Source organism: Onishia taeanensis (genome assembly GCF_900100755.1).
GTDB classification, from domain to species: domain Bacteria; phylum Pseudomonadota; class Gammaproteobacteria; order Pseudomonadales; family Halomonadaceae; genus Onishia; species Onishia taeanensis.
This window is the reverse complement of record NZ_FNCI01000002.1, coordinates 1-18172: the sequence shown is the minus strand read 5'-3', so window position 1 is coordinate 18172 and position 18172 is coordinate 1. Positions and strand designations below refer to the sequence as shown.

At 64.0% G+C, this 18172-nt stretch carries 18 protein-coding genes; 6 read left to right on the top strand and 12 right to left on the bottom strand.

The annotated features are described in order from the left end of the window. The first annotated feature begins 71 nt into the window (after window positions 1–71). The 3 genes from BLR71_RS02650 (at window position 72) to slmA (ending at window position 3183) form a co-directional block, all read left to right on the top strand. The gene (locus BLR71_RS02650; RefSeq protein ID WP_092522882.1) at window positions 72–1460 is read left to right on the top strand and encodes a phosphomannomutase/phosphoglucomutase; all 1389 of its coding nucleotides are present in this window, start codon (window positions 72–74) and stop codon (window positions 1458–1460) included. Between the two features lie 116 nt (window positions 1461–1576). Further along, window positions 1577–2479: an acetylglutamate kinase gene (argB, locus tag BLR71_RS02645; RefSeq protein WP_092522880.1), complete on the top strand. Its 903-nt coding sequence runs from the start codon at window positions 1577–1579 to the stop codon at window positions 2477–2479. Between the two features lie 86 nt (window positions 2480–2565). Further along, a complete protein-coding gene (gene slmA, locus BLR71_RS02640; protein ID WP_092522878.1) occupies window positions 2566–3183 on the top strand; it encodes a nucleoid occlusion factor SlmA in 618 nt (205 codons plus the stop codon). Window positions 3184–3356: 173 nt separating this feature from the next. On the opposite strand, the gene rpoH is transcribed toward slmA, so the two are convergent. From rpoH to ftsY, 4 genes are all read right to left on the bottom strand, one after another. Then, a complete protein-coding gene (rpoH, locus tag BLR71_RS02635) occupies window positions 3357–4226 on the bottom strand; it encodes an RNA polymerase sigma factor RpoH (protein ID WP_092522876.1) in 870 nt (289 codons plus the stop codon). A gap of 215 nt (window positions 4227–4441) precedes the next feature. After that, window positions 4442–5434: a permease-like cell division protein FtsX gene (ftsX, locus tag BLR71_RS02630; protein WP_092522874.1), complete on the bottom strand. Its 993-nt coding sequence runs from the start codon at window positions 5432–5434 to the stop codon at window positions 4442–4444. Continuing rightward, window positions 5431–6099 carry a cell division ATP-binding protein FtsE gene (ftsE, locus tag BLR71_RS02625; RefSeq protein ID WP_092522872.1) on the bottom strand — a complete coding sequence of 223 codons (669 nt, stop codon included), beginning with the start codon at window positions 6097–6099 and terminating at the stop codon, window positions 5431–5433. The genes ftsX and ftsE overlap by 4 nt, the downstream gene beginning before the upstream one ends. Window positions 6100–6110: 11 nt before the next feature. Continuing rightward, window positions 6111–7691 (bottom strand): signal recognition particle-docking protein FtsY, encoded by a 1581-nt coding sequence (ftsY, locus tag BLR71_RS02620; RefSeq protein WP_092522870.1) that lies wholly within the window; start codon window positions 7689–7691, stop codon window positions 6111–6113. Between the two features lie 92 nt (window positions 7692–7783). On the opposite strand from ftsY, the gene rsmD reads away from it, so the two are divergent. Together rsmD and BLR71_RS02610 are read left to right on the top strand one after the other, a co-directional pair. Then, window positions 7784–8449, top strand: a complete 666-nt coding sequence (rsmD, locus tag BLR71_RS02615) for a 16S rRNA (guanine(966)-N(2))-methyltransferase RsmD (protein ID WP_092522868.1) — start codon at window positions 7784–7786, stop codon at window positions 8447–8449. Between the two features lie 93 nt (window positions 8450–8542). Further along, window positions 8543–8752, top strand: a complete 210-nt coding sequence (locus tag BLR71_RS02610; protein WP_092522866.1) for a cell division protein ZapB — start codon at window positions 8543–8545, stop codon at window positions 8750–8752. A 167-nt stretch (window positions 8753–8919) separates the two neighbouring features. Here the strand turns inward: BLR71_RS02610 and rimI are convergent, their stop codons facing one another. The 8 genes from rimI to BLR71_RS02570 all read right to left on the bottom strand — a co-directional run bounded on the left by rimI (window position 8920) and on the right by BLR71_RS02570 (window position 17279). Further along, window positions 8920–9411: a ribosomal protein S18-alanine N-acetyltransferase gene (rimI, locus tag BLR71_RS02605; protein WP_245696321.1), complete on the bottom strand. Its 492-nt coding sequence runs from the start codon at window positions 9409–9411 to the stop codon at window positions 8920–8922. Further along, window positions 9408–10439, bottom strand: a complete 1032-nt coding sequence (locus BLR71_RS02600) for a hypothetical protein (RefSeq protein ID WP_092522864.1) — start codon at window positions 10437–10439, stop codon at window positions 9408–9410. Before BLR71_RS02600 ends, rimI begins: the two co-directional genes overlap by 4 nt. Beyond that, window positions 10436–10747, bottom strand: a complete 312-nt coding sequence (locus tag BLR71_RS02595) for a BolA family protein (RefSeq protein WP_092522862.1) — start codon at window positions 10745–10747, stop codon at window positions 10436–10438. Before BLR71_RS02595 ends, BLR71_RS02600 begins: the two co-directional genes overlap by 4 nt. A 66-nt stretch (window positions 10748–10813) precedes the next feature. Continuing rightward, entirely contained in the window at window positions 10814–12199 is a 1386-nt protein-coding gene (locus tag BLR71_RS02590) for an MFS transporter (RefSeq protein ID WP_092522860.1), read from the bottom strand. A gap of 223 nt (window positions 12200–12422) precedes the next feature. Continuing rightward, the gene (locus BLR71_RS02585) at window positions 12423–12809 is read right to left on the bottom strand and encodes a hypothetical protein (protein WP_092522858.1); all 387 of its coding nucleotides are present in this window, start codon (window positions 12807–12809) and stop codon (window positions 12423–12425) included. A gap of 260 nt (window positions 12810–13069) precedes the next feature. After that, window positions 13070–14578 (bottom strand): lysine--tRNA ligase, encoded by a 1509-nt coding sequence (gene lysS, locus BLR71_RS02580; RefSeq protein ID WP_092522856.1) that lies wholly within the window; start codon window positions 14576–14578, stop codon window positions 13070–13072. Between the two features lie 66 nt (window positions 14579–14644). Beyond that, window positions 14645–15743 (bottom strand): peptide chain release factor 2 gene (gene prfB / locus BLR71_RS02575; RefSeq protein ID WP_139172528.1). Its coding sequence is split into 2 segments (ribosomal slippage): window positions 14645–15667 and window positions 15669–15743, totalling 1098 coding nucleotides; the frame shifts between segments, so codons are not numbered across the junction. A 180-nt stretch (window positions 15744–15923) separates the two neighbouring features. Next, window positions 15924–17279: an OmpP1/FadL family transporter gene (locus tag BLR71_RS02570; RefSeq protein ID WP_092522854.1), complete on the bottom strand. Its 1356-nt coding sequence runs from the start codon at window positions 17277–17279 to the stop codon at window positions 15924–15926. Between the two features lie 306 nt (window positions 17280–17585). Here BLR71_RS02570 and BLR71_RS02565 point away from each other — a divergent pair, with 306 nt between their 5' ends. Beyond that, a complete protein-coding gene (locus BLR71_RS02565) occupies window positions 17586–18035 on the top strand; it encodes a MerR family transcriptional regulator (protein WP_092522852.1) in 450 nt (149 codons plus the stop codon). Window positions 18036–18172 lie beyond the last annotated feature (137 nt).

Sequence of the window (18172 nt, the reverse complement as noted above, 5' to 3'; positions counted from 1 at the left end):
ATAGTCGCTTACTGCACGCGGGGCCCGGATGCCCCGTTACCCATACACGCCTCTAGCGAAGGAATGGCCTCATGACACAGGTACCCGCTTCGATCTTCCGCGCTTATGACATCCGCGGCATCGTCGATGACACCCTTACCGAAGCCGGCGTCGAGCAGATCGGTCGCGCCATCGGCAGCGAGGCCGCCGCACGTGGCGAATCCACCGTGGTGGTAGCCCGCGACGGTCGCCTCTCCGGCCCGCGCCTGGCCGCTGCCCTGATGCGCGGCCTGGCCGCCGCTGGCCAGAACGTCATCGACATCGGCATGGTGCCGACCCCGGTGCTCTACTACGCCACCCACGTGCTCGACGGCACCGACTCCGGCGTGATGGTCACCGGCAGCCACAACCCGCCTGACTACAACGGCCTTAAGATCGTGCTCGCCGGCGAGACCCTGTCCGGCGAGGCCATCACCGCCCTGCACACCCGAATCGCCGCAGATGACCTGACAAGCGGCCAGGGCAGCATTCGCGAGGCCGACGTGCGCGAGCAGTACCTGGGGCGCATTCTGGGCGACGTGGCGCCGGCGCGGCGGCTCAAGGCCGTGGTCGACTGTGGCAACGGCGTGGCCGGCGAACTCGGCCCCCAGCTCGTCGAGCGCCTGGGCATCGAGACCGTCCCGCTGTTCGCCGAGATCGACGGCACCTTCCCCAACCACCACCCGGACCCGGGCAAGCCCGAGAACCTCACCGACCTGATTCGCACCGTCAAGGAAACCGGCGCCGACATCGGCCTGGCCTTCGATGGCGACGGCGACCGCCTGGGCGTGATCACCCCAGCCGGCGAGCTGATCTACCCGGACCGACTGATGATGGCCTTCGCCGAGGACATGCTGGAGCGCAATCCCGGCGCCAAGGTGATCTTCGACGTCAAATGCACCGGCAACCTAGCGCAGGTGATCGAGGCCGCCGGCGGTACCCCGGAGATGTGGCGCACCGGCCACTCGCTGATCAAGGCCCGCATGAAGGAGACCGGCGCCCAGCTCGCCGGCGAGATGAGCGGCCATATCTTCTTCCAGGAACGCTGGTACGGCTTCGACGACGGCCTCTACGGCGCCGCCCGCCTGCTCGAGATCCTGGCCAAACAGCCCGAAGGACAGGATGCCGACGACTTCTTCGCCCGCTTCCCGCAGGACCTGGGCACCCCGGAGCTCAACATCACCGTCACCGACGAGACCAAGTTCGCCCTGGTCGAGCGCCTAGCTCGGGAGGCAGACTTCGGTGAAGACGGGGTCAAGACGACCCTGGACGGCATCCGTGTCGACTATCCTGATGGCTGGGGTCTATGCCGCGCCTCCAACACCACGCCGGTGCTGGTGCTGCGCTTCGAGGGCAAGAGCCAGGCAGCACTCGAGCGCATCCAGGCACGCTTCGGCGATGCCCTGAAGCAGATTGAGCCGAGCATCGCGCTGCCGTTCTGAGTCACCGGCTCGGATGACGTCGATCCGAGAACTCCGTAGAACGCGGCGCCGAACCAGCGGCGCCGCCCGATCACGCCCCCGACCATACCGGGGGCGCTGCCACGAGAGATATCCCCATGAGTGAACACAGCCGCGACCCCCGCCAGGTCGTCGAGGTCCTCTCCGAGGCCCTGCCCTATATCCAGCGCTTCTCCGGCAAGACCGTAGTGGTCAAGTACGGCGGCAACGCCATGACCGAGGACACCCTGATCGACTCCTTCGCCCGCGACATGGTGTTGATGAAAGAAGTCGGCATCAATCCAGTGGTGGTCCACGGCGGCGGCCCGCAGATAGGCGAGCTGCTCGACAAGCTCAAGATCGAGTCGCGCTTCGTCAACGGCATGCGGGTCACCGACGCCGAGACCATGGACGTGGTCGAAATGGTGTTGGGCGGCCTGGTCAACAAGGGCATCGTCAACCTGATCAACCAGTGCGGCGGCAAGGCCATCGGCATGACCGGCAAGGACGGCGCTCAGATCCGCGCTCGCCAGCTCAAGGTCGAACAGAAGACCCCGGAGATGACCGCCTCCGAGATCATCGATATCGGCCATGTCGGCGAGGTCGAGCACGTCTCCACCGACCTGATCGAGATGCTGACCGCGCGCGACTTCATCCCGGTGATCGCGCCGATCGGCGTCGACGAGAACGGCCGCAGCTACAATATCAATGCCGACCTGGTGGCCGGCAAGGTCGCCGAGGCGCTGTCCGCCGAGAAGCTGATGCTGCTGACCAATGTCGCCGGCCTGATGAATGCCGAGGGCGAGGTACTCACCGGGCTCTCGACCCAGGACGTGGACAACCTGATCGCCGATGGCACCATCCACGGCGGCATGCTGCCGAAGATCCGCTGCGCCCTCGAGGCGGTCAAGGGCGGCGTGGCCAGCGCGCACATCATCGACGGTCGCGTTCCGCACGCCACCCTATTGGAGATTTTCACCAAGGCCGGTGTCGGCACCCAGATTCTTGAAAGCGAGCACTGATCACGAGCCTTTCTTTACGGTTTGCCCCGTTTGCGGAGGCTCAGTAGGATGAGATGAAGATCCCAAAATATTATTAGAAGAAGCTCATGACGCAGGAAACCAACAAACCCAATCGCCGCGAGCAGATCCTCCAGGCGCTGGCACTGATGCTCGAGGAAGACAGCGGCAAGCGCATCACCATCGCCGCCCTGGCTCGCCAGGTCGGCGTATCGGAGGCTGCGCTGTATCGCCACTTCCCGAGCAAGGCGCGCATGTTCGAAGGGCTGATCGAGTTCATCGAGGAGAGCCTGTTCGAACGCATTCGTCGCATCCTCGACGAGACCCCGGAGACCCTGTCGCGCTGCCAGCAGATCATCACACTGCTGCTAGGCTTCGCCGAGAAGAATCCGGGCCTGTCGCGACTGCTTGGCGGCGACGCCCTGACAGGCGAGACGGCGCGTCTACGCCTGCGCATCCACCAGCTCTTCGAGCGCCTGGAAACGCAGCTCAAGCAGGTCCTTCGCGAAGCCGAGCTTAGCGAACGTCGCCGACCGCGGGTCTCTGCCTCGGCCAGCGCCAACCTGCTGATGGTGCACGTGGAGGGCCAGATCTCCCAGTACGTCAGGAGCGACTTCAAGCGTCGCCCCACCGAATTCTGGGATGACCAGTGGACACTGCTCGCCGAGCGCCTGCTTGTCGACGTCCCGGAGCTCGCTCGCGCCTGACAGCGGCTGATGCCACTGAGCCCGCAACAACGTCCCTGAAACGCAAAAACCCCCGATGCCAAGGCACCGGGGGTTTTCTTGTCGGCTCCCGCCTACCGCTAACTCAGGGCGGCGAGGGTTGCGCACAGAACGCTAGTCAACAGCGACTAGGCGCCTGAGGGCTACCCGAAGGGTTATGCCACCAGGGCGTCGCCGATCTGCTGCTTGATCTTCTTCATGGCGTTCTTTTCGAGCTGACGGATACGCTCGGCGGACACGCCATAAACGTCGGCCAGATCGTGCAAGGTTGCCTTGGGCTCATTGAGCCAGCGACGGGTCAGGATGTCCTGAGAGCGCTCGTCGAGCTCGCCCAGCGCTTCGCGCAGGCGACGGGTGGAGTCTTCCTCCCAGTCGCTGTCCTCGAGCTGAGTCGCCGGGTCATAGCGGCCGTCATCGAGGAAGTTAACCGGCGCCTGATAGGACGAGGACTCATCGTCATCGCTCGGCGACGCATCGAAGCCGGCATCGTAAGACGACAGCCGCCCTTCCATGTCGCGCACCACATGCGGCTTGACGTCGAGATCCTTGGCGATGGCATCGACTTCGTCATTGTTCAGCCAGGCCAGGCGCTTCTTGGCGCTGCGCAGGTTGAAGAACAGTTTGCGCTGGGCCTTGGTGGTGGCGATCTTGACGATGCGCCAGTTACGAAGCACGAACTCGTGGATCTCGGCCTTGATCCAGTGGACCGCGAAGGACACCAGACGCACGCCCTGGTGCGGATCGAAGCGCTTGACCGCTTTCATCAGGCCCACGTTGCCCTCTTGGATCAGGTCTGCCTGGGGCAGGCCGTAGCCGGAATAGCTGCGGGCAATGTGAACCACGAAGCGCAGGTGCGACATGACGAGCCGACGCGCCGCCTCGAGGTCATTTTCATCGTGAAGGCGGAAGGCCAATTCGCGCTCTTCTTCGGCGGTCAAAACGGCAATGCCGTTCACCGCCTGAATGTAACCATTCAGATCGTGGCCCGGGGAAAGATGGCCAGCAGGCAGAAGACTGGTGCTCATGCAGGATGTCTCCAAGTTTGCCCTCAGTATCGTGCGCACAAGAACATAAAAATGAATCGCTTGCGCGCGGGAGCGGACGCCATGGTCAAGGCTGGGGGTGAAGCCTTGATCATTAGATGACTAACGTTTCACATGTCTGACGCCCACCAGACCATAAAGTTCCGGTGAATGCCAGTCTATCGCCATACGATATCCGCATCGCCACGCAGTGTAGCTTACCGGGGCCGAATGTCAGCCAGATGACGCGATACTGCCATCCAGGCACCCAGCAAACCCAATAGTGTACTCGAAACTAGCAGCGTTGCCGAGCCGGCGCCATCCAGCCCTGGCATCGTGAAACTGGCGCCGTAACTCTCGGCCAGCGCCGTTGCCGGCGCGCTCAGCCACTGCCTGCCCAGCGCCAGCAGCACCCAAGCCAGCAGCCCGCCCCCCAGGCCATACCAGGCGCCGCTGTACAGGAAGGGGCGCCGCACGAAACCGTGTGTAGCGCCGATCAGGGTCACGACCTCGATTTCCTGACGGCGGCTCTCAACCGCCAAACGAATGGTGTTACCCACGACCAGCAGCACGCCCAGGCCAAACAGCACACCCAGCGCCAGCGTCACCCGCCGGCCAAGCTCGGCGAGGCGCTTGAGGCGCTCGAGCCAGGCCAGGTCCAGGCGCACCTCGTCGACACCGCCGACCGCCTCCAGCTGGGTCGCCAGGCTGCGCATCGCCTCGGGCGATGCATCCTCTGGCGAGACGACGATGCTTGCCGGGAGCGGGTTGGTCTCAAGCCGATCGAGGGCATCCTCGAGACCCAGCGCCTGCTGAAACTCGGCCATGCCTTCGGCGGCGGTAATCAACCGTACCGCCTCGACGTCCGGAGAGGCGCCCAGCGCCTCGGCCACCCGCATCGCTTCGCCTTCATCGACGTCGCTATCCAAGTAGGCCGTCAGGGTGGCGCTTTCATCGAGCTCGGCATCCAACAGCCTGGCGCCGTCCAGGGACAGCCAGAGGGCGGTTGGCAGTATCAAGGCAATGGCGATGGCCAGCATGGTCAGCAGGCTGGCAACGGGGGTGCGAATCAGCCGGCCGGCGCTATCCAGGCACATGGCCCGGTGGTGGCGCGCCCAGGCACTGAACCGGCTACGCATCACGGTACGCTGGCTGCGTGCGCCGCGCGGCGAGGCCGAACGCGCTGCTTTAGCGTTCTCGCGCTCGCTCATGTGGCCTCCTGGTCGCCGACCAGACGCCCGTCACGCAGGCGCAGCACCCGGTGGCGCAGCCTGGCGATGAGCGCTAGGTCGTGGCTGGCGATCAGCACCGTGGTGCCAATGCGGTTGAAGTCCTCGAACAGCGTCATGATGTCGGCGGAGAGCTGGGGGTCGAGGTTGCCGGTCGGCTCATCGGCCAGCAGCAGCGATGGCTTGTTGACCACCGCCCGGGCGATACCGACCCGCTGCTGCTCGCCGCCGGAAAGCTCGATAGGCAGCGCTTTTTCCCGATGCAGCAGGCCCACCTTGTCCAGCGCCGCACGCGTGCGGCGCGCTATCTCGCGAGGCTCGGCGCCCTGAATCTCGAGCGGCAGGGCCACATTGGCGAAGACATCCCGATCAAAGAGCAGCTGGTGATCCTGAAAGACCACGCCGATCTGGCGTCGATAGAAGGGCACCTGGCTGGCATGCAGGCCAGCGATATCATGGCCGGCCACCCGCACCTTGCCACGGGACGGGCGCTCCAGACGCATGATCAGGCGCAGCAGCGAGCTCTTGCCGGCCCCGGAGTGGCCGGTCAAGAAGACCATCTCGCCGCGCTGGACCCGAAAGTCGATATTGGCCAGGGCCTCGAAGCGCCCACCATAGCGCTTGCCGACATGTTCGAAGGCGATCATCGCTTAGCGTCTCATTCGCTGCGCGACGTATTGAAGAGCGCATCGACGAAGTCACGGCCGGCAAAGGGCCGCAGGTCGTCGACGGTCTCGCCGACGCCGATATAGCGGATCGGCGTGCCGAGCTGCTTGGCCAGAGCGAAGATGATGCCGCCCTTGGCGGTGCCATCGAGCTTGGTCAGGGTGATGCCTGTGACCGGCACCGCCTCGTTGAAGGTGGCCGCCTGTGACAGGGCGTTCTGACCGGTGCCGGCATCGAGCACCAGCATCACCTCGTGGGGGGCGGCGGCGTCGAGCTTGGCCATCACGCGCTGCACCTTCTTGAGTTCCTCCATCAGGTGGCCCTTGTTGTGCAGGCGCCCGGCGGTATCGGCAATCAGCACATCGACGCCCCGGGCCTTGGCGGCGGAGAGCGCGTCATAGATCACCGAGGCACTGTCGGCACCGGTGTGCTGGGCAATCACCGGCACGCTGTTGCGATCCCCCCACACCTTGAGCTGCTCGACGGCGGCGGCACGGAAGGTATCGCCGGCGGCCAGCATCACGCTGCGCCCCTGCCCCTGGAAACGCTTGGCCAGCTTGCCGATGGTAGTGGTCTTGCCAACGCCGTTGACGCCGACCATCAGGATAACGAAGGGCCCCTGCCCTTTTTCGGGCAGCACCAGATCCTTGGCCACCGGCTCGAGCAGTGCGGCCAGCTCCTCTTGCAGGGCGTCATAGAGCGCCTGCGGCTCCTTGAGCTCCTTGCGTGAGACCCGGGCGGTCAGGCGGTCGATGATCTCGGTGGTCGCCTCGATGCCCACATCCGCCATCAGCAGCTGGGTCTCGAGGTCTTCCATCAGCTCATCGTCGATCTGCTTCTTGCCGAGGAACAGGTCGGAGATGCCTTCACTCAGGTTGGCGCGGGTCTTGCCCAGACCTTCCTTGATACGGGCGAACCAGCCTTTCTTCTTGCCTTTCTCTGGCGAATCCTTTTCTGGCGACCCCTTCTCGGATGCGTCCGTCTCTGGCGGATGGGCTGCCTGTGGCTCTTCGGCCTGCTGAGGCTGGGCATCGAGATCGTCGGCGCGAGGATCGGGGGCGGCCTCGGGCTCAGAAGACGGCGTTTCTGGCGCTGAGGTCTCCGCTGCGGGCTCGGGTGCTAGCGCTGCGGCCGCGCACTCGTCACTCTCGCTGCTATCTACATCGGCTTTTCCTTTCTCAAGCGTCTCTCTACCAAGCGCCCCTCTATTAAGCGCCTCGGTATCAAGCTCTGCTGTCTCGGACTCAGTGCTGACGTCCTCCGCCTGCTCAGTGGTCTGTTCTACGTTCGGCTCGACCCTCGGATCAGAGGTCTGCTCAGGCGCCTCGTCCTGGCGCGGAGCGCTCTCAGAATCCTGCTCGGCCGGCGTCTCTCGCCGCACCTCGGCAGCCTCGGCCTGAGACGAGTAGTCCTGCGACGGCTGGGCATCGGCGGGCCGCTCTGCGGTATCGGCCTTCGTCGGGGAACCGTCATCCTCGGCGCTTTCTTCCGCGCCGGGGGTAACGTCCTGGTCCGACGAGGGCTCTTGCTGGGCCGGGTCCTGCTTCTTCTTGCGCTTGAAAAATCCGAACATGGGCGTGATCTGGTCTCGAGTGCGGAGAATCAGCTCATCGTACCATCGCCGACCATGACTGTGGACAAGCCCCCGGGTACAATTAGCCGATCATGAAACAACGTCGATCCTCCTCATCACGCTCCCGCCGCCAGGGCAAGGCCCAGGGCAACGGCTCGAATGCCGGTCGCCGGGACGCCGGCCGCCTGAGCGCCGGCCGCCTGAGAATCATCGGCGGTGACTTCCGCCGCCGCCAGCTACCGGTGCTCGACCACCCAGGCCTACGCCCGACGCCGGACCGCGTCCGCGAGACCCTGTTCAACTGGCTGGCCAGCGCCACTGGCGGGGCACGGGTGCTGGACCTCTTCGCCGGCACCGGCGCGCTGGGCCTCGAGGCGCTATCCCGCGGCGCCCGGGAAGCGCTATTTATCGAACAGAACGCCCCGGTCGCGCGAGCGCTGGAGGCCAACATCGCCACCCTGGGGGCCAATGGCCGCGTCATCACCGCCGACGCCAAGGCTTTTCTCGGCGACACCCTGGACGACAGGCTAGGCCGCGCTGACGGCGCCTTCGACCTGGTCTTTCTGGACCCGCCCTTCCGCCAGGGCCTGGCCGAAGCGAGCTGTCGCCAGCTGGTCGACGGCGGCTTTGTGGCCGCCGGCGCCTGGGTCTATCTGGAAGTCGAGGCGGAGCTGACGCCCAGCGTGCCGGCGGACTGGATGCTGCATCGCGAGGTGCGTGCCGGCGACAGCTGCGGGCGGCTCTACCGTCTGCTCTAGACGACGCTTGCCGCGCCGCGCCACCCGTCGTACGCTGCGCCCTGACCATTACCCGTCTGCCAGTGAAGGTAGACTGTCACCAGGAGATACAGGATGAGCATCGAACTCTTCAATCAGCTCGAGCAGCAGGTCAACAATGCCGTCGAAGCGATCGAAATGCTGAAGATGGAAGCCGAGGAGCTGCGCGAGGAGAACACCCGACTCAAGCAGGAACACGACGAGTGGGAGCAGCGCCTGAACGGCCTGCTGACCAAGTTCCAAGCCCTCGACACTGGCGACGGCAGCGACACCAACGCCTCCTGATCGATTGGCGTAAAGACGCTCAAGAAAGCACAAGGCGCCACCCTTTCGGGTGGCGCCTTGGTTTGCATGTGATATCCATGTGGCATGCATGGCAGGGGCATGGATCGTCGGCTCTAGCCCAGGTGCTTCACCAGCAGGCGCACAGGGCCAGTTGACGTGCAGCTGTTCTAGCCTAAGGCGCGGCCCATCAGCAGCGCATCCTCGCGGGGTGATGACGACGCTGCGGCGGGGTAATAACCGCGACGCCGCCCCTCCTCGATGAAGCCAAGCTGCCGATAGAGCCCCAGCGCCGGTGCATTGCTGGCCCGGACCTCGAGCAGCAGCCGTTCACTGCCCCAGGCTGTCGCCGTGGCAATCAGCCGTTCGAGCAGCGCTCGAGCCACGCCCTGGCGGCGCGCCGCGGGAGCCACGGTAATCGCTTGAAGTTCGGCTTCGAAGGGCAAGCGGGCCAGCACGGCGAAGCCCAGAAGAGCATCGCCGTTGCCCTTGTCACCGCCCCTATCCCGCGGCACCACCCCCACGACCTCATGATCCTCGGCGGCCAGCGCCTCGGCGAGCTGACGCGCCGTCCAGGGGTGCGGCTGGCCGGCGCGCTCCACGGACATCACAGCCTCATGCCAGTCGGGCGTCAGTACCATGATCCGGGAGTCGGGGCTCACTGCTCGCCACCCTGTCGATCCACACCGTCGCCACCATCACTACCGGGCTTTTGATCGCGCCTATCGCCCCGACCGCCTTCCTGCTGCAATGAAGGCCTATGCCAGGCCTCTGCCCACTGGCGCAGTAGTGGCCACAGGGCGCGCTTGGCCTCGGCGTCGGTAGCCAGCGCCTCGAGCGACGGCAGCTGCCAGGCGGGCAGCTCGAGCAGAGTGCAGTCATCTCCCTCGAGGGCCAGCACCCGGGAAAGAGTCGCGTCCTCACCGAACACCAGCAGCCGCTCGGGCCGCCAGCCTTGGCGACGGCGACCGTCAAGGAAGGCTCGCAGGCCATCGCGGGCCTCATCGAGGGGAGCCGAGACCGGCAGCTCGTCCATCATCGGCCAGCGGAAATGCTGGAAGGCCGGCATCTCGGACGGACGAATCCCGGCGGCACGCAGCAGGTTGGCCAGCAGACGCTTGTGCATCTCGTTGGGCGGGGTCTCGGCGGGGAGCAGCAACAGCCAGCGTCCCTCGAGGGCGGCCAGCTGCAGCGAGAAACGCAGCGCCTCGGCGGGTGCCGAGCGGGTTGCTTGGTCCGCTGAGGCAGCAGGCGCATCGGCGCTGGCCTGATGAGAGTGGCCCTGACCGGAAAGGCCCTGCTGTGGCAGTGCCTCTTGAGAAGACCGGGCGTTAGGGGGCTCTTCACTGCCCGTGCCCAGATGATCCTGGGGCGAGGCCTTGGCAGATGCCTCCCCGGTCAGCAGCGCCCTCGCCCGGCTGACGCCCTTGACCTCATCTTGGCCGGGTGGTGGCTCGGCAGACGGCTGATCCGCCCGCGCACTCGCGCCGGCCGTCGGTGCGGGCCGCACAGGGGCGGCGACATCATCGATCAGCGCCTGTAGACGCGCGGCCGGCGCCTTGGCAGTAGTCGCCGCAGGCTCCTCCCAGTCACAGGCCTCGGTTGGGGCAGCATTGGGCAGGCGATAGCGCCCGACCCAGGCGGTCAGGCCCATCGCCTCGAGATACTGCAGGCGCTGCGGTTCGTTCACGAGCGACCGCCACCCCGGCAATTGGGTGACTCGGGGCGTGCTTCGCCACGGCTCTGCCACTCTTCGTCGGTATAGAGATGCAGCGCCAGCGCATGCACCGGACCTGCCAGCTCGTCGGCCAACAGTGCATAGATCATCTGATGACGCTTGACCGGCATCAGACCGGCGAAGCGCTCGGATACCAGGGTGACCTTGAAGTGAGTCTCGGAGTTGGCTGGCACATTGTGCATGTGGCTCTCGTTCTCGACCGTCATGTGGACCGGCTCGAGGGTCTTAAGCGTGTCTTCGATGCGCGCCTGAACGCTCATGGTGTTTCCTCCCGGGTCGCAAGCCTTGTATTGTAACGTCTTCGCCGCGCGCTGGATAAGGCTCGCTCAGGCCGCACGGTCGCCTCTCGCCAACGGTACGCGCCACAGGCTGAGCATCAGCGCCACCACGACGCAGGCGCAGCATACCCAGAGCGCCAGAGACAGCGAGCCGGCCGACAGCGCCAGCATCATCCCCACCATCGCGGTCCCCAGCGCCTGGCCGAAGGTGCGTACCGAGGCCAGCACGCCAGAGGCATTGGCGCTGTGCTCGAGCGCCACGCTGCCGATCATTTCGCGGTTGTTGGGCGCCTGGAAGATGCCGTAACCGATCCCGCACAGAGCCACGCGCCAGACGATGTCCGTGGCGCTCGCCGCCTCACCAAGCATCGCCAGCGACAGCATGCCGAGTAGGAAGATCGAAAGCCCCAGCGATGAAATCAGCGTCGGGTTGAAGCGATCCGCCAGGCGCCCGGCGAATGGGCCGGTCAGCATCAACGCCATCGGCCAGGGCGTAAACAAAAGCGCCGCAGCGATCGGGCTAAGGCCCATTCCACTCTGAAACAGAAAGGGCAGGCCGACGAAGGAGGCCCCCTGGGCGATGAACGCCAGCATCGAGATGATCGCCGCCACGCTGAAGCGCGGCTCGCGAAAGATCACAAGCGGCACCAGCGGGCTGATCGCCCGGCGCTGCCGCCAGACAAACAGCGCCAGGCAGCCCAGGCTAACCGCAAGCGGCAAGAGCATGGCGGTACTGGCATTGCCGTGGCCGGCCCGGTCGAGGGCAAACACGAAACCGCTGACCATGACCATGGACAACAGCGCACCGGGCCAGTCGAAACGCCCCGCTTCGCGCGCCTCGCGTGGGAGTGCCTGCAGCGCCAACACCAGCGCCGTGATACCGATCGGCACGTTGATGGCGAAGAGCCACGGCCAGCTCGCCAAGTAGAGGATGCCCCCACCAAGCGACGGCCCGAAGGCAATGCCGAACGCCACCACCAGCGCCCCGAGACCGATGGCCGATCCCAGCAGGCGCGAGGGAAAGATCACCCGATACATCGACGGGCCGATACTCAGCATGGCCGCCGCGCCGAGCCCTTGAACCATCCGCGAGGCCAGCAGCCATTCAATGCTATTCGACAGCGCACAAGCCAATGACGCCAGCGTGAACACGCCTAGCCCGCCGATATAGAGACGGTGACGGCCAATCAATCGGCTAAGTGCAGCAAACGCCAGCAGCGTCGAGGCACTCACCAACTGGTAGATATTGGTGATCCACACCGCGCGGGATTCGCTGATGTCGAGCTCACGGGCCAGGGTCGGCAACGCAATGTTGACGATGCCGCCGTCTAGCACCGCCATCAGGGTGCCCAACACCAAGACCAGCATCGCCAGGCGGCGCTGCGGGCCGGGTAAACCATCATCCTCGGGTCGGGTCTCGAACAATCGACTCATGGGCCATCTGCCATGCCAACAAGGTGGGTGGCGCACCGCCATGCGGGGCTAGAACGAAAAAACCGGCCGCGGCCGGTCTTCATCGAGACGAGGGACGAGGCGCCAAGCGCGCCTTTGATGCCGGCTAGTGCCGTCGGGTCCATGCGAAAGACTATGCTAAAGACCGTGCTAGCAAACCCAGCTCATACGCCCTGCTCGCAAGTGCTGCTGCTAGTTCTGGTGGCTAGTCTTGCTCGTGCTCGAGCAGCAAGTCGTCATCGATCTCGGCGACTTCCAGCGGTGCCTCGTCATCCAGGTCGACCGCCAGGTAGCTATGCTCGACGCACACGAAGCGCTGGAACAGCGCCCAGTCGAGGGTCTCGGGCCACTGTCGCCGATCTTCCTCCCAGGCCTGCAGCTCGGACTCGAGGATTTCCAGATAACGCTCGCGCACGAAACCTTCGAGGGCCTCCGGCGAGTCCATTTCAGGAATCAGGTAGACGGTGTTCTCGCGATCGACGTCCTCGAGCGTCAGGTCGTCATCGCCTACCGTCGGTTCCAGCGAGTTGATCCAGTCCACGAACAGCTGGGTCGGCTTGACGCTCAAAGCGGAGCGGTTTAGCAGTTTCATTGGACTCTCCTCGACTTGCCTGCCACGACGGCGAAACGCTGCCCATTATGGGTGCTGTGACCTCGCGTTACCAACACTTCCCGGCGCGCTCGGCGAATCCGAGCCGCCGAGCCCAAGCGACCGCCTCTCCCGACGCCTCCCGACGACCGAGACGGCACCGGAGCGAGCCTCTTTTTTCAGGGATGAAAAAGGAGCGCCCCTGGAAGGGGTCACCGCGTGTTCGCGATGGTGTTATCCCCGGGCGGCTCCTCCCCGGTCGATCATTCCACCTCGGGGCGCATCGCCGGGAACAGCAGTACGTCACGAATCGAGGCGCTGTCGGTAAACAGCATCACCAGGCGATCGATGCCGATGCCTTCGCCGGCGGTCGGCGGCAGGCCGTACTCGAGCGCACGCACATAGTCGGCGTCATAGTACATGGCTTCCAGGTCGCCGGCGTCCTTCTCGGCGACTTGGGCCTTGAAGCGCTCGGCCTGGTCCTCGGCGTCATTGAGCTCCGAGAAACCGTTGGCGATCTCGCGCCCGCCGATAAAGAACTCGAAGCGGTCGGTGACGAAGGGATCTTCGTCGTTGCGACGCGCCAGCGGGCTGACCTCGGCCGGATAGGCGGTGATGAAGGTCGGCTGCTCAAGCTTCTCCTCGGCGACTTCCTCGAAGATCTCGGTGTGCAGCTTGCCAAGACCCCAGCCTTCCTTGACCTGGATACCCAGACGCTTGGCCAGCGCGCTGGCGGCCTCGAGACTGTCGAGGTCGGCATCCTGGATGCCCTCGCCGTGCTCGAGGATGGCTTGGCGCATGGTCAGGCGCTTGAAGGGCTTGGAAAGCTCGAAGGTGGTGCCCTGATACTCGAGCGTGGTGGTGCCGAGCACTTCGTTCGCGGCGTTGCGAATCATCTCCTCGGTCAGATCGAGCAGATCGCGATAGTCCGCATAGGCCCAGTAGAACTCGAGCATGGTGAACTCGGGGTTATGCCGGGTGGACAGCCCCTCGTTACGGAAGTTGCGGTTGATCTCGAAGACCCGCTCGAAGCCGCCGACCACCAGACGCTTCAGATACAGCTCCGGCGCCACGCGCAAGAACATGTCGATATCCAGCGCATTATGGTGGGTCGTGAAGGGACGCGCGGTGGCGCCGCCGGGGATCGCCTGCAGCATCGGCGTCTCGACTTCCATGAAGCCGCGAGTCTCGAAGAAACGACGGATCGAGGCGATGACGCCGGCCCGCACCTCGAAGGTACGCCGCGAGTCCTGATTCATGATCAGGTCGACGTAGCGCTGACGGTAGCGGGCTTCCTGGTCAGTGAGGCCGTGGAACTTGTCGGGCAGCGGGCGCAGGCTCTTGGTCAAGAGCTTGGCCTCGCGCATCATCACGTACAGATCGCCCTTGCCGGACTTATGCACCGGGCCACACCCGGCGACGATATCGCCGATGTCCCAGCCCTTGATGTCCTCGAGCACCTCGGCGGGCAGGCCCTTCTTGTCGACATAGAGCTGGATCTGACCGGAGGAGTCTTGGATGACGATAAAGGGGCCGCGCTTGCGCATGATGCGCCCGGCCACGGCCGCCTGACGGTCCAGCGTCTCGAGCTCGGCCTTGTCCTTGTCGCCAAGCTCGGCGTCGAGCTCAGCGGCTAGGCTGTCGCGGCGGAAGTCGTTAGGGAAGGCGCTCGCGCCGGTGCGCTGCGCATGCTCGCGGCGCTCGGCCAGCTTGGCGCGGCGCTCGGCGATCAGGTGATTCTCATCGGGCGAAGTGGGATCTTGATGGGCCATTACGCTACCTGAAATGTGATGGGCGGCGGGGGTGACGGGCGGGCAGCATGGCACTGCCCGCCGCCATCACAGCCCCTGCTTGAGACTGGCTTCGATGAACTGATCCAGATCCCCGTCGAGGACCTTTTCACAGTTACTGGACTGCACGCCGGTGCGCAGGTCTTTGATCCGCTGATCGTCGAGCACGTAGGAGCGGATCTGACTGCCCCAGCCGATATCGGCCTTGGCTTCTTCGGCCTGCTGCTTGGCGGCATTGCGCTCCTGCATCTCACGCTCGTAGAGCCGGGCCTTGAGCATCTTCATGGCCTGGTCACGGTTGGCGTGCTGGCTGCGCTGGTTCTGACAGGCCACCACGATACCTGTCGGCTCGTGGGTGATACGCACCGCCGAGTCGGTGGTGTTGACGTGCTGGCCGCCGGCGCCACTGGAGCGATAGGTGTCGGTGCGCAGGTCCGAGGGATTGATATCGACCTCGAAGCTGTCATCGATCTCCGGGGACACGAACACCGAGGCAAAAGAGGTATGCCGACGGCCGCCGGAGTCGAACGGACTCTTGCGAACCAGGCGATGCACGCCGGTTTCGGTGCGCAGCCAGCCGAAGGCGTGGTCGCCCTGTACGTGAATCGTCGCCGACTTGATGCCCGCTACGTCACCCGCCGAGACCTCGATGATATCGGCCTTGAAGCCATGATGTTCGGCCCAGCGCAGGTACATGCGCAGCAGTATGTTACCCCAGTCTTGGGCCTCGGTGCCGCCGGAGCCGGCCTGGATATCGAGATAGGCGTTGTTCTCGTCCATCTCGCCGGAAAACATCCGCCGGAATTCAAGCTTCGCCAGGCTCTCCTGCAAGCCAGCCAACTCACGGCTGACCTCATCGACGGTATCCTGGTCTTCTTCCATCTCGGCAAGCTCCAGCAGGTCGCCGTTATCGGCCAGACCCTGCTCAAGCGTTTCGATGGTTTGGACGACGGCTTCCAGCGAGGCCCGCTCCTTGCCGAGCTTCTGGGCATAGTCCGGATCGCTCCAGACGTTGGGGTCCTCGAGCTCGCGGGTCACTTCCTCTAGCCGATCTTTCTTCTCGGCATAGTCAAAGATACCCCCTCAGGACGTCTGTCCGTTCGGACAGGTCCTTGATCTGGGTATGAATCGGGTTGGTCTCTAGCATGGATACGCTGCCTGAGTTCTCTAACAAGTAAAGACCCCGGGACGTCAACGCGTGCCGGGCGAAAAAGCGCTCCATTGTAGCGAACCCCGCCGCACCCGGCCATCCCAACGCGGAGGGCCCAAACGCAGCGACCCCGGCCAATGGCCGGGGTCGCTATACCATGCGAGGCAGATTTATCGCCTAGAAGCGATAGGTCAGCTGTGCACCGATGCCATGAGCCTCGTTCTTGTAGTCAGCGTAGTAGTCAGTCCCGCCCACTGGAACATTGCCAGTCGCCGAGCTTGCCAGGTGGTCAGAGCGACTCTGCTCGACACGCGTCGTGTGCTCGGTGAGGTAGGAGTACGCAAAGTCGATGGTCAGGTCATCCATCGGCGTCCAGCCGGCCCCGAGCGAGAAAATGCGGCGGTCATCGGAGGGAATGCGCACGCTACGGTGCTCGTCGTTGCTTGGCGTCTCATCAAGCGTCAGACCAGCTCGCAGCACCCATTGCGGATTCAACTGATACTCGCTCCCCACCGCGAAGGCCCAGGAGTTACTGTAGTTCTGCGTTTCATTGGTGATTTCATCGATGTTGTCACCGGTGACACGAATCTCCTGAAACTTGCTCCACCGAGACCAGGAAGCACCAAACATCAGCTTGAGCCTTTCGCTCATCTGCTGGGTCACGGAGAAGTTGACGGTCTCGGGGGTGGTCAGGTCGAGATAGGCATTGTCAGACCTAACCACATTGCCCGACGCGTCGATGGCCTTGAAGTCTCCCTCGAGCTCATACTCGACCTCGGAGCGGTACGTCAGACCCAGCGTGGTCTCGGGGACCGGTTGATAGATAACACCGAGATTATAACCCCAAGCCTCATCGTCACCATCGACACGTGCATCGACATCGCTTGCGGGATCATAGCTCGCGCCAGTAGGGATCTGGCGGCGTAGCTCACCCTCCACTCGGTTGTAAGTGACCCCGGCGCCGACCGACCACTTGTCGTTGAAGCGATAGGAGACCGTCGGCTGCGCGCTAATAACCTTCACCTCAGTGTAATTACCGAAGTAGCGGCCCTGAAAGTCATCTTCGTAGTCCGTCTTAGAGCCAAAAGGTGCGTAGACCCCGAAGCCAAAGGCTAACTTTTCATTGACCGGTTGGGCATAAAAAGCAAACGGGATCGCTTTATTGCCCACCATATCCCCCTCGTTACCACCGGGAATTTCTCCTACTGTCACCTGTGTACCATTCGGTGCCCCTCCCGCAGCAACGCCGGAATCAATATTGCGATTTGCGGTTACATTGCTGATGTCGTTATTGACCATCAAGTAAGTGGCACCGGCCGAGAACTGGGCACGCTTCAGAAACGACATCCCCGCAGGGTTGCCATAAACGATGGTGGCATCGTTGACGTTTGAGCTACGACCGGCATGGCCATACCCCTGGCCACTAACGCTCTGCTCATTCAATTGGAAGCCCCCGGCTTGGGCCTGACTGGCAACCAAGGTGACAGAGGCGATGGCAATGGCGATGGCGAGTTTGTTGGTCTTGTGATGCATCGTTTGTCGTCCTTTTCAGGAAAGGCTGGCGTGGCTGGTGTTCCTCTCCCGCGTCGGGCGGGCGGATACCTTACTTGTGGCGTAAAGTTCAGCCGGGATCAAGGACAAACGATCGTTTTAATCCGGTATTTACTAATACTTTAGAAGCAAGAGAGCCATTCTCTTCTAACTTTCATAGACTTATAAAACCTGCCTCATTACCCGAAAAGAGCCCCACGCCTCGCTTGACCTTTGTGTAACCCAAAGGTTTTACACTGCTGACATAAAACACTTGTCAGTACTGGGAGTCAGTACCAGGAGAGGTACATGAAAGTCAGCGAACTGGCCAAGGCCGCCGGCGTGACCGCCGAAACGGTACGGCACTACACCCGCGAGGGCTTGCTGGCCCCGACCCGGGACCCCAGCAACGGTTACCACTGCTTCGATGGCCAGGATCTCGAGCGGCTGGCCTTTATCCAGCGCGCACGTACCCTGGGGTTCAGCATCAAGGAAGTCCGCGACATCCTAGCCCACGCCGACCACGGCGACTCGCCCTGCCCGCTGGTGCGCGACCTGCTGGCCCAGCGTTTGCCGGAGATTCGCGAGCGCATCCAAGAGCTCGAGGCGCTGGCCGCACGAATGGAAGAGGCACTGAACGCCTGGGCCGACATGCCCGATGGCATCCCGGACGGCCACAGCCTTTGCCGGCTGATCGAAAGCCTGCCCGCCCCATCCACTGACCAGGCGGACGCCACCTCCGCCAAGGAGGAGGCATGATTCAGCACAACGTACAGACGACAACAGCACATAGGCTTGAGCGTCAGATTCCCGGCATGAGCTGTCAGGGCTGCGTCGCGACCATGCGCAAGGCCATCCAGGCAGAAGATCCGGACGCCGAGGTCAGCGGCGAGCCC